A 13,473-nucleotide genomic window follows, 5' to 3' on the forward strand; every position below is an offset into this window, starting at 1 on the left:
GACCTGCTCAGAACTTACGCAAAAACTTGCCACAGAGCCAGACCAAGAACTTCTCCAACAAACGACAAATCTCTGTGGCTCCGTGCCTCTGTGGCAATTCTGCGCGCCCTGCTGCTGCTTATCTCACGCCGTAGGCAGGCACGGGCACATCGCCGCTTTGTCCATACCCCTGCCCCAGGAAAGAGCCGTTACTGCTGCGTAACACAAACCAAGTGGCACTGGCCGGACGCCAGACGGCGATGTCCGCCTTGCCATCTCCGTCGTAATCACCAGGGCAGGGAATGTCGTTGTAGGGGGCATAACTAGCGCCCCACAAACGCAAGATCGGTTGAAAATCGCTGCTCTTGCGGATGTACCAGACCGAATCCGCGCCACGCCAGATCGCCAGATCAGCTTTGCCATCGCCGTCATAATCGGCTGGCACAGGCGTGTCAAAGTAGGGAGCATAGCCAGCGCCCCACTGAATGCTGGTGACGGTGTTCGTCGCGCTGTTCAGGATCAACCAGTTCGGATCAGGCGCCAGCGCACCAGGCCGGAAGATCGCGAAGTCCGTTTTGCCATCGCCATCGTAATCGGCGGGTACCGGAATGTCGCCGTTTTGCCCCAGCGCTTGAAGCAAGAACGAACCATTGCTGCTGCGTTTGACATACCAGGTGCCATCGCGCCGCCAGACGGCGATGTCCGTTTTGCCGTCGCCGTCGAAATCGCCCGGCGTGGGAATGTCGAAATAGGGCGCATAGTTCGCGCCCCACAAATCCAGAATGAAGCTGCCATCCGAAGACTTGCGGATGTACCAGATCGAATCCTGCCCGCGCCAGATGGCGTGATCGGCCTTGCCGTCGCCGTCGTAATCGCCGGGCACGATGGTGTCCAAATACGGTGTATAACCCGCGCCCCATTGCTGCGTGGCGGTTAGGCCATTGTTGCTGTTGAGCACCGTCCAATTCGGAGATGGCGCAATGGTGCTGGGACTCCAGACGCTCAGATCGGTTTTGCCGTCGCCGTCGAAATCGGCCTTGACGGCCACTCGATTGACCTTTAAGGAGAGCGCCTTTTGCGCCTGTACCATTTGAGAATCCGTCACGCGCACTGTGAAGTTAAACGTGCCGGCTTGTGTAGGTGTGCCCGCGAGTGCGCCAGCGTTATTAAAACTCAAACCGGCGGGCAGTGCGCCGGATAGCAGGCTCCAGGTGTAAGCGGGTATGCCGCCCGTGGCCTGCAAGTTTTGCGCGTAGGGTTGGCCGGTTTTGCCATCCGGTAACGTGGCTGTCGCGACAGCCAAATCACCAATCAGGAGCGAGTAGTTGCGTTGGCCCAGGCAATTTTGCGCATCAATCACACTCACTATCAGCGGGAAACTACCTGCTTGAGTCGGTGTGCCGGAAAGCAAGCCCGCCGGGGTGAAACTTAATCCCACCGGTAACGCGCCAACCAAGCCGAAAGAAACTGCGCCCGTGCCGCCGCTTTGCATAAACGTCTGTGCATAAGGGTTGCCGATGTTACCCGCCGGGATGGTGGGCGGATTGACCGTGAGCGTCCCGCAGGTGGTGTTGTTGCAACAGGTCGCGGTCGTCGTCGTCAGGTTCAAGCGCCAGCCGGTCAGCGCGCCTGTGTCGCCATCGGCATCGTCCATCAAATAAAGGCTCCACGTGCCGTTGGGGTTCAGGTTGTTGAAGACCGTCAAACTCGGTTCGGCATACGGCCCGGCGGGCGCGGGCGCATTGAAGATGTCGCCGTCGCCATAATTCGTGGGGCGAAACGTGCCCGCGCTGATGGCTGTGGCATTCGGCAAGGCTACGGCTGCATCGTCCAAGGTGAAGCTCAGATTGCTGAGATCGGTATCGCCACCGCAGTCAGAGACAAGCAATACTTTTTGCCCGGTAGGCCCGACCAGCAGGATGTCCAGATCGTCAGGGTTCGTGTGCGTCAGCCCGTTCAGCGTCACCGTCACTTTGCTGACCGTGCCCGTCACGCCCGAAACATTGATCGTCGAGGGATAAGGCGTGGCTGGGCCGGTGGTCGTGGCGGGCGCGCCTGACGGAATGGTGAGCGCGGCGCTGCTGTTAAAGTTCACCGTCGTCGCCATCAACTGACCCAGGCTGATGGCGAAACTGACATTGCCAAGATTGGTCGCGCCATCCTGCAAATTCAAGGTTGCGCTGAGCGTGCCGCCGCAGACACCCACCGCAGTGAAGGTGAAATTGCGCGCCACCGCCGGGCCGCCTGCCGCGAGCACGCCGTAGGTTTGCGCCGCGCTTGGATTGATGACGCCGCCCGTAGCCTGCAAGGTCGCGATCAGGTTGGACGTGCCAAGCGTGCCTACGTTTTGCAGTGCCAGACTCATCGTCACGGTCTCAGCCGGATCAACCATGTTATTGGCGGGCAGACAGGTTTCCGTGACCAGCGTGGCAGTTCCGCCGCTGATCACGGGCTGCGTGGTTTGGGTCGCATTGGCAATCACCAGAGCAAAATCCTGATCAAGCGCGCCGCCAAAATTCGGCACACCATCACCGGCGATATTGGTGGCTTTGACCGTGACGACGAATGAACCGGTCACACCGGCAGGCAGCGTGACGCTTTCGACATTGTTGCGCGTATCGGCCAAACCGCCCGTGACTGAAAATTCGCCTTGATAGACGTTGCCTTTGTAAGTTTGGCCGTTGAGCGTGACTTCGAGATCGAGATTGTTGACAAAGGCATTGCCGACCGTCGAACCGGGCGCATCCGTCCAGGCCAGCGTAATGCGCAGCGGCTTGCTTGAATCCGCAATCACGCCGGTAAAGACGCGCTGCTGGCCGGAACTGGTAAAGATTTCGGCGGCGAGTTGATCGTGCAGGACAGTCTGTTGTGCAAACAACCCGAAGAAGCTGGTTAAGTTGACCTCGCCCAGGCCCTGGTTGTTTGACCAGCGGCTGTCATTGGCGTTGTTGCCGGTCAGGTAGCGCGCCGTATTCAGCAGCACGGCTTTGGTCATCGCGGGGCTAGGCGCGGTTAGTCCTTCATTTAGGAATCGTTGGCGCACCAGAGCCGCTGCTCCTGCCACCGCCGGGGCCGCGTGGCTCGTGCCGGAAGAGGCCGTATAAAACTGCTGCCCGCCAGGAAAGAATTTGATGCCGCCCGGCCCGCCGCATGTCGTGATCCCAAAGGTCGCGTTTAGGTAACAATCGGCAGCCGTGCCATTGCTGCCCGGATTCGAGGCCTGAAAAACACCGCCCGTGATATGTGTGCCGGGCGCGACCAGATCGGGTTTGTTGCGGCCATCGGCGGTTGGCCCCCGGCTGGAGATATTCGCTACGTCGTTGGCGTTGTTGGCTTGGTCATCGGCGATGTTGCAACCATCCGCGCCATTAAACGCATTGACGCCTTCCGCCGCGCCCACCGTGATGACGTTTTTTGCCGAGCCGGGCGAACCGATGGAACCGGAGACCGCGCCATTGCCTGCCGAAAACACGATGACCTGCTCTTGATTCCCGGCGGCGGGGACGGGGGCATTGCTGGGTTGCGCATCGCGCACCAGCGCGTCATAGGCCTGCGCATCAATCGTGTAAGCCCCATTGGTGGGCGCTCCCCAACTGTTTGACGAAATGCGCGCGCCATCCTGATAAGCGCGGGCTTCAACATTGATCAGGTTGGGAAAGGTGTAACGCGAGGGGTCAAAAATAATGGTCGAACCCAGACGCACAAAAGGCGCGACACCCAAGCCGTAGCGGAAGGCTTGCCCGTCGGCGTGCGGAAAAATGTTGAACGGATTGCCCGATGGAACAAAGCCCCCAATGATGTGCGCATTGAGCGTGCCGTGGCCGTCGCAACCTTGCAGCGTACTGGTCAGATTCGGCGTCCCTTCAAAACGGGCATAGGCGATACGGCTGCTGCTGGCAATGTTGCCGCCTAGATAAAGCGCGAAGTGATTGGGGAGCGTGGTGGCGTTATCAACCCCGCTATCCGAAACGTTGACGGCGAAATTCGAGCCGCTGAATTGCGCCTGGGTGAGGCCCTGGGCATTGAGATAACTCAGATAATCAATCGCGTTCGGTTGGCCGCTCGTCAGGTTGCCCGTCAGGATGATGTTCTGGCGCTCGTCCTGCTTGACCGGTTCGGCGTAGCGCATGATCGAGACGATGTCGCGTCGGCCCACTAAAGCTTTTTCAACCGCGCTCAAGGGCAGCCGCACGATCACATTCAGATAGTTCAGCACTCGATACTGCGACTTGATGGGATCGAGTTTTAGCGCATTAATGATTTGCAGCGTGTCCGGGTTGACGGTGGCATCGTTGACCAGTTGGATGGCGAACAGATCGTTTTGATTCGGAATTGTTTGTGCGCCCTTTTGCGCGCGCAGTTCGGCCACGCTGGGATCCAGCTTGAAAGACTCTTCATAGCCGCCATCCCACTGCACATAGGCGCGGCTCGTCGCCCATTCCTGCAATCGCATCAATTCCGCCGCATCGCCATAAACCAAGTAAGTATTGTGCGGGACATAGGCGATGATCGTGACGCCGGTTTTGAGCAGTTCGTTGTACCAAAATGGTTTGATCGGGCCGGCGAATTGCACCAAACGCAACGCTGGCCCGGCTGCAGCCTGGCGGTCTTGCTGCGCACGTGCTTGTTGCAACGCAATGTTTACAGTGTCCAGCACGCCGCTGTTGAGCAGGATCAGGTTTTCCTCGTCTCGCAACTCGTAGCCATTTTCCGGGAGCGCATCAAGCATGGCCTCATCAACACTGAGCAGCCACTCGCGCTCATACTGCGCCAGCAGCCTTGCGCCACGGGCGACAAGGGTTTCTGTGAGAACGCTGTCGCGCAGCCGCACCTTGTGATTTCGGTGCGGGCTGCGATAGGCGCTTTGACGAGTTGTTTGCGATGGCGCGGCTGGCCTGGCGGCTTGCGAAATAGGGTGCCCGGAAAACAGAGGAAACGCACAGGCAAGCACGAGCAAAAAAAACAGGCTGAAACGCCAGCCCCGGCTGGTTGGTGTCAACCGCCGGTTGGCGAAACGCGCACACGCAAATTTAGTTGTCTTCAGCATAGCCGGATAACGCATAGACGAATGCAGCAAAAAGTCGGAGCAACTTCGGTTTTCGACGCCGAACCATAGACGATAGCCTTGCCGGTAAGTGAGGCTCGGGCCAGGAACAAGGTGGATTAGAGTGCCGCCCAGTGAGTGCAAAAAAACTAAAAAGGCCGCGCCAGCATGGCCTTGACAATTGTTTTGCTGGAAACGCGGGCTTGATTTCCGATCGGCGGCGAGTGTACAGGATGGGGTAGAGGCCGTCAACGCAGCCCTTTGTGAGCGGAAAAATGTGTAATTAACTGTGGCTTATCTCACTCCTAAGCGGAATGTTAGGCTGTGTTTCCGGTGACATCCCGCTATCCCAAGCTGGAACCAGCCCTCAGTCGTCCGTCGGCAGCGCGCCCTAGGCAGGCTTCCCAAACCAAGGCGGGCGAAAAATAAAGATAAGACAGGACATCAGTTGCCCCGCGCTGGCCCGCGCGCCAGTCGCTTTCCTCTCCCGGACAACGCCGCTCCCTATACAGTGAGTGCGGGCAGCGCTTTATTTACCGGTTGTCCGCTTTCTCAAACAACTGCTGTCCTAAATTCGCAATTTGTTCAGTACCGATAATTCAATTACATCTGCAAAGGTGAACGCGCCGCAACTTGAGGGGAAAATCAGCACGAAGGGGCGGCGGCAGGAAGGGTTTGGCGTAGGAGAATTGTCAGATGAAATCGTCGAATGGGCATAAGGCCGCCATCGTCGAAGCGGGACAGACGAAAAACTTGAATGGCCGCCAGGTGAAAAATGGCAAGGCGGCTGAGCCTCTGCCTGACCTCCTGCCACTCGATGAAGTCGAAACCCGCCCCAATTTTGACACCCCTTCAACCAGAAGCACCCGTTCGCTCAAACCGCGCAAAGGCCAGACGGGCAAATTGCAGCAATGGCTCGCGCAGTTTGACGAAAGCCAGACGCAGAAAAAAAACACTGTCAGTGAAAGCCTCGGCTTTTTGCAGACGCTGGTGGAAGGCAGCCCTGACGCCATTTTCATCAAAGATGGCGAGGGCCGGTATCTGTTTGTCAACGATACTTTCGGGGCCTGGATGCAGCGCGATCCGCACGCGGTGCTCGGCAAAACCGATACGGAACTGTTCCACCAAGCCATTGCGCAAAAGCTCGCCGAATCCGATCCGCAAGTCCTGGCGGATGGCCGTGCCTTCACCGAAGAAATCTGGCTCGATGACGGCGCGCCAGAGAATGCGGGCGCTGAGCGCAGCCTCTTAACCACCAAAGTTCCCTTTCGTGACAAAGACAATCAAATCGTAGGTCTCTTCGGCATGGCGCGGGACAACACCTTGCGCAAATTGATGGAAGAGGAATTGCGCGAGGCCAAGCAATTCAACGAACAGGTCATTGCCCACGCCCGTGAAGGCGTGGTGGTTTACGACGCGGATTTGCGCTATATCGTCTGGAACTCGTTTATGGAAGAGTTCTCCGGCTTGCCGCGCCACCGCGTCATCGGGCGTCACCCGCTGGAAGTCTTCCCGACCATTCGTGAATCGGGGATGATGGAACAGATTGAGCGGGCCTTGGCAGGGGAAACGATCATCGGCGCGGATACGCTGGTGAATTCAGCACAAGGCGCCAAGACGGCCTGGGCGCGCTGCCTGTTCGGCCCCTTGCGAGACGCCAAAGGCGATGTCACGGGGGTCATTGGCCTGATTTCCGACATCAGCGAATACAAGCGCACCGAAGCGCGGCTGCGCCGTTCCCAGCAGTTCAATCATCAAGTGATCGCCAACGCCAGCGAAGGCATCGCGGTGTATGACCGCGAATTGCGCTGCATGGTTTGGAATCCGGTGCTGGAAGACCTGAGCGGTCTAATGGGCGACGATGTCCTGGGCCGTCCGATTCTGGAATTGGCGCCTGCGTGGCGCGCGGCCGGGTTGGGCCAAATGCTGCAACAGGCCTTGCAGGGCGATACGGTCGAAGCGCCTGATTTTTTGATGGGGCCGCAAGGGGATCGTTGGGTTTCGGCGCGTTACAGCCCGCTCACGGATAATGACGAACAGGTCATTGGCGTGATCGGCATTTTGACTGATGTGACGGCGCGGCGGCAGGCCGAAGACGCTCTGCGCGAATCACAACAGTTCAATCAGCAGATTATTGATAGCGCCCTCGAAGGCATCGCCGTTTACGACCGCGAGCTAACTGTCGTCGTTTGGAACCCGGCGATGGCCGAGATCACCGGCACGCATAGCGCGCAGGTGCTGGGTGAAAATGTCATCCAGGTCTTTCCGTATTTGGAAAGTACGGAATCGCCGGCGTATTGGCGGCGCGCGCTGGCCGGCGAGACAATTCGCGGGCGGCAGTTTGCATTTAGCGGGCATTCGGATAAATGGGTCGAGGCCTCTTATGGGCCGTTGTGCAATCCGCACGGCGAGATTGTCGGGGTGCTCGTCACCATGCGCGACATCACCGCCCGTAAGCGCGCCGAAGAAGCCTTGCAAGCCTCGCAGGAATTCAATGGGCAGATCATCACCAACGCGCGCGACGGTATCATCGTTTATGACAGCACGCTCACGTATCTGCTCTGGAATCCCGCGATGGAAGAGATCAGCGGCTGGCGGGCGGAAGACCTGGTAGGGCGGCGCGCCGTCGAAGTCTTCCCGGCGATGTCCGGCGCCGGGATTTATGAACGGCTGGAAAGGGCATTGCGGGGCGAGACGCTGCCGCGCGAAGATATTGCCTACGATTTTGGGCTGAAAAAAGGGTTTTACTCACGGCTGGATGCGCCGTTGCGCGACGAAACCGGCGCGATTGTCGGCGTGATTTCCACCGTCAGCGAGATCACCGACCGCAAAAAAGCCGAAGCCGAATTACTGGAATCGAAACAGTTCAACCAGGAAATCATCGCCAGCGCGAACGAAGGTATCGTGGTTTATGACCGCGATTTTTACGTCAGAATCTGGAACCCCGCGATGGAAACGTTTAGCGGGTTACCGGCCGCTCAAGTCCTGGGCCAAAATATCTTCGACCTTTATCCTGAGTTTCTTGAGACGGCTGTCCCCGAACGCTTGAATGAGGCGTTGGCAGGGAAGACCTCGGTCAGTAAAGACTTCCAATTACGGACTGCCGGTCTCGCGCAGCCCGCCTGGCTGGCGGCCCGGTATGGCCCGCATCGCAATCGCGCCGGCGAAGTCGTCGGCGTGATTTCCGTCATCCGCGATGTGACGGCGCGCAAATTGGCCGAGGATCAATTGCGTAAGAGCGAAGAGCGCTATCGCGAAATCCTGGCCACCTTGCAGGATGGTTATTGGGAACTCGATCTGAACGCGCAACTGAGCTTCTTTAACGAAGCCGTCTGCGAAATCTTTGGGCGCACGCAGGAAGAAATGAATGGCCGGGGCGTGCAGCAATTCCTGGCGGAGGAAACCAAACAACGCGCCCATGAGATGTTCCGGCAGTTGCTCAAAACCGGCGTGCCGGTCAAGACCTTTGAGTTTGAAATCGTGCGCCCCGATGCGACGGCGCGCGCGCTGGAGACTTCGATCACCCTGATGCGCCAGGCGGATGGTTCTCCCGGCGGGTTCCGCGGCATCGTGCGGGATGTGACGGAACGCAAGCAGGCCGAACGCCTCATCAAAGAGCGCGACGAACGCTTCCGCGCCTTGATCGAAAACAGTTACGACGGCATCGTGCTCATCTCGGCAGACAACAAAACGCTCTATATCAGTCCCTCTTATACGCGCCAGCACGGTTATTCTTTGGAAGAAGTGCTCGATACTACGGGTGCCGACCGCATCCATCCGGATGATTGGCCCAAGCTCAATCAATTGCGCGAAAACCTCGCCCCCGGCGCGAGCGTCCCGATTGAATATCGCTTGTGCGCCAAAACCGGCGGTTATCGCTGGGTTGAGGGCCGCATCACCAATTTGCTCGAAGAGCCGAGCGTGTGCGCTTACGTACTGAACTTCCACGACATTTCCGAACGCAAAGCCGCCGAGACGGAACGCGCCCAGGCCGAAGCCAAATTGCAGGCGAGCGAGGCCCGGTTCCGCGCGCTCGTCGAAAACGGGTTTGACGGCATCTCGCTGCAAGATGCCGAAGGCCGCATTACTTATGTCAGCCCTGCCTATGAGCGCGTGCTGGGCTATTTGCCGGAAGAGGTGCTGGGCCGCCAACCGCTGGCGCGCGTGCATCCGGACGATGTGGATGAAGCGCTGCGCGCCCGGGAAGAGGTTGGGCAAACGCCCGGCGCCAGCCGCTCGCTTCAATTCCGCACGCAGCATAAAGACGGGTCATGGCGTTGGTTGGAAGTGACCATGACCAATTTGTTGCAGCAGCCGGATGTGGGCAGCATCATCGTGAATTTCCGCGACATCACCGAGCGGCGTGCTTCGGAAGTGGCCGTGCGTGAGAGCGAAGAAAAGTTCCGCGCGATTTGGGACAACGCGCTGGATGGCATGTTGATCGTCAATGACGACATGCAATATGTGGATGCCAACCCCGCTGCCTGCCGGTTATACGGCGTCACGCGCGCAGAACTGCTCGCCCAGACGATGGCCGATTTTGTCAAACCTGACAACAAGGATGTCGCCCGGCGTTCGCTGCAAAAACTGGTGGAGCAGGGCGAGCGCACCGGCCATTTTCAACTGCTACGCAGCGATCACACCTTGCATGAGATCGAATACAACGCGCGCGCCAATTTCCTGCCGGGGCTGCATCTTTCGATGATGCGCGATGTGACCGAACGTCACCGCGCCGCCGAATCGTTGCGCACCTCAGAAGAGCAGTATCGTTCGTTGGTCAGTGTGCTCGAAGAAGGCATCCTAATGCTCGATTCCGAAGGCGAACTGCTGACTTGCAACGAGAGTTGCGAACGCATTCTGGGCGCGCGCCGCGACGCCTTGCGCGAACGCGCCTTAATCAATCCCGAATGGCGCGCCATCCGCGAAGATGGCACGCCTTTCCCCGCCGATGAAGCGCCCTCCGTCGTGACTTTGCGCACCGGCAAGCCCTGCTCCGGCGTCGTGCTGGGCGTCATCCGGCCGGATGGAAATCACAAGTGGCTTTCGGTTAGCTCACAACCGGTTTTCCATCAGGATTCGGATGAACTGCAAGCGGTGGTGCTTTCGATCAGCGACATTACGCAACGCAAACATGCCGAAGCCGCCTTGCGCGAATCGGAACTGCGGTTTTCGGCGGCCTTTGACGATAGTCCGCTGGCCGTGTCGTTGACTGAACAGGCGACCGAATGTTTCGTCAACGTCAATCAAGCCTGGTGCAAGCTCTTCGGCATCACTTCCGTCGAAGCCATCGGGCACACCGAGCTTGAACTGGGCCTGTGGGAAGCGGCCGATGAGCGCGCTGAATTGTACCGGCAAATGGCCTTGCACGGCGGCGCCTGGGAACAGGAAGCCCGTCTGAAAACGTGCGCTGGCCGCATCGTCCAGGCGCTGGTTTCCGTGCGGGCCATGACGCTGGGCCAAAAACAATATGTGATTGTGCTGGTGCATGACATCACCGAGCGCAAACTGGCTGAGGAGCGCTTTGCGAAAGCCTTCAATGCCAATCCGAGTCCGATGGCGATTAGCTCTTTACCGGCAGGGAAGATCGTCCAGGTGAATGAAACCTGGGCCAGCTTTACCGGCTTCGATTTCGACGAGACACGCGGGAAGACCGCCGCTGAATTGGAGATGTGGGTGGAGCCCGGGCACCGCGAACGGTTCTTTGCGCTGTTAGAGCAACAGGGTCGAGTGCGCGAATTCGAAACCTGCTTGCGCAGAAAAGACGGCGCGGTGCACACCATTTTGCTCAGCGGCGAAACGATTGATTTGGGCGGGCAACCGCACATGCTTTCCTCCGTGACGGACATTACCGCTCGCAAGCAGGCCGAAGAAGACGTGCGTGTTTCGCAAGAGCGCTTTGCCAAAGCGTTCAACGCCTGCCCCGAACCGATGGTCTTACAACGCCTGGAAAATGGCTGTTATATCAGTGTGAACCGGGCCTGCCTCACCGCGCTGGGCTTGGAAGAAGACGAGATGCTCGGCCGCACCGCCGATGCGATTGATCTGTGGGTGAATGCCGACCAGCGCCGCGCCATGGGCGAGACCCTGCGCAAGGTCGGTGAAGTGCGCGACGTCGAATGCGACTACTATGTGGGCAGCGGCCGCATCGGGCACTTTTTGGTTTCCGCCGAAATCATCGAGATCGAGGGCGTCCAACACGTGCTCTCGGTGGCGCGTGACATCACCGAGCGCAAGCGCGCCGAAGAGGCGCTGCGCGCTTCGGAAGAGCGCTTTGCCAAAGCCTTCAATTCCAGCCCGCAACCAATTGCCATCACCTCTTTGCCGGAAGGCCGCTTCGTTACCGTCAACGAAGCCTGGACGCGCGTGATGGGGCACAGTGTTGAAGATACGATTGGCCGCGATGCCGTCGAACTGGATCTCTGGGTCAACCGCGCGCAACGCAAACAGATGAACGCCAAGCTCAGCCGCGGCGAAACCATCCGCGATCAAGAGCTGACGCTGCGCGCCAAAAACGGCGAATTGCGCTATCTGATCGTTTATGGCGAAGCCATCCAATTGGCCGGTGAAGACTATCTGTTGCTGACGGCGCAGAACGTGACCGAACGCAAATTGGCAGAGCAGGCCCTGCGCGCGACCGAAGAACGCTTCCGGTTGTTATTCAAACGCAATCTGGCTGGTGTTTATCGCGCGACTGCCGAAGGCCAATATCTGGAATGCAATGACGCTTATGCGACGATGTTCGGCTTTGCCTCGCCCGAAGAGTTAAAGGACACCGAGGCCTGGTGGATCTACCCGGATCAGCAACTGCGCGCCGAGATGCTCGAACAATTGCGCCGTCAAGGCGGTTTGAATAACTATGAAATGCAATTGCGGCGCAAAGACGGCAGTGCCGTGTGGGCGTTGGCCAATATCACTTACCGCGAGGCCGATGGGCAGACCCCGGCGATCATCGAGGGCATCGCGCTGGACATCACCAAACGTAAACTCGATGAAGCCAAACTGGCCGAATCGCGCGAACAGTTGCGCGCCCTGTCCGCCCGGCTGGCGGCCATTCGCGAAGAGGAACGCACCGCCATCGCCCGTGAGATACACGATTCGCTGGGCCAGATGTTGACCGGGCTGAAGCTGGATGTGGCCTGGCTGCATAAACGTTTGACCAACGGCACGTCGGGCGATGCCCAGGAAGCCCTGGTGCAAAAGGCCGAGGGCATGGCGAGTTTACTGGATGACACCATCCAAACCGTGCGCGATCTGGCGACGCAATTACGACCGGGCGTGCTGGATACGCTGGGCCTCACCGCCGCCATCGAATGGCAGGTGCAGGATTTCCAGGCGCGCACCGGCATCGAATGCGAAATCTGGCTTTGCCCGGAACCCAAAGATTTGCCCCAGGAAAAAGCCACCGCGTTGTTCCGCATCCTGCAAGAGATTCTGACCAACATCATCCGGCACGCTGACGCCACCCGCGTGGTGATTCATTTGCTGCCCAGAGAAAACGCCTTGCTCCTGAGTGTGGCGGATAACGGGCGCGGCATTACTACCGGCAATCTGCGCGATGGCAAATCGCTGGGGTTGCTGGGCATGCGCGAACGCGCGCTGATGGTCGGCGGTGAGGTTGATTTTGAAGGTTCCCATGAACGCGGTACGACCGTGACGGTCAAGGTGCCGGTGTAACCTGGCAGCGGAGCTTATTCAGCTTGCGCCCAGTGATAAAGGAGAAAGACGATGTTCAAAGTTTTATTGGTGGATGATCACGCCGTCGTCCGGCGCGGTATGCAACAAATTATTGCCGAAGAGGCCGACCAATGGCTGACAGGCGAAGCGCCCAATGCCACCGAAGCGTGGCAGCGTTTGCGCAGTGAACCGTGGGACGCCGCCGTGCTCGACCTGACCATGCCCGACAAGAACGGCCTGGATTTACTGGTCGAGATCAAACGGGAGTTCCCGGCGCTGCCCTGCTTGCTATTAAGCATGCATCCGGAAGATCAATTCGCTTTGCGGGCGTTGAAACTGGGCGCGTCCGGCTATTTGACCAAAGAAAGCGCGCCGCACGAATTACTCAACGCGTTGAAAAAGATTGTCTGCGGCGGACGCTATATCAGCCAGACGCTGGCCGAAAAATTGGCCTTCCCCGAAGAGAGCAATCGCCCGCAACCCGAACTGCTCTCGGAGCGCGAATATCAGGTTTTGAAAATGCTCGCGTCCGGCAAGACTTCGACCGAGATTGCCAACATGCTGGCGCTCAGCGTGAAAACCATCAGCACCTATCGCGCGCGCATCCTGACCAAAATGAAAATGCGCAACAACGCCGAATTGACCTATTACGCCGTGCAGAACGGCCTGGTCGGTTGATCTCAAGTGAAGCGGGGCTTGCCGCACGCTGCCCCGCGCTTGGCTGGGCTACTTGCTTAGCGCCAATCATGCTAGACTCCGCCCGCATCTCGTAGTGA

At 58.7% G+C, this 13,473-nt stretch carries 3 protein-coding genes; 2 read left to right on the forward strand and 1 reads right to left on the reverse strand.

The annotated features are described in order from the left end of the window. Window positions 1-118: 118 nt before the first annotated feature. Window positions 119-4,708 (reverse strand): S8 family serine peptidase, encoded by a 4,590-nt coding sequence (locus HY011_12830; protein ID MBI3423815.1) that lies wholly within the window; start codon window positions 4,706-4,708, stop codon window positions 119-121. 1,011 nt (window positions 4,709-5,719) lie between these two features. Between HY011_12830 and HY011_12835 the strand changes: the two genes are divergently transcribed. Both HY011_12835 and HY011_12840 read left to right on the forward strand, forming a co-directional pair. Then, entirely contained in the window at window positions 5,720-12,697 is a 6,978-nt protein-coding gene (locus HY011_12835; GenBank protein ID MBI3423816.1) for a PAS domain S-box protein, read from the forward strand. 51 nt (window positions 12,698-12,748) lie between these two features. Continuing rightward, window positions 12,749-13,375, forward strand: coding sequence for a response regulator transcription factor (locus HY011_12840; GenBank protein MBI3423817.1), 627 nt, complete (start codon window positions 12,749-12,751; stop codon window positions 13,373-13,375). Window positions 13,376-13,473: the final 98 nt, after the last annotated feature.

This window comes from Acidobacteriota bacterium, from assembly GCA_016196035.1.
Classification (GTDB): Bacteria; Acidobacteriota; Blastocatellia; order RBC074; family RBC074; genus JACPYM01.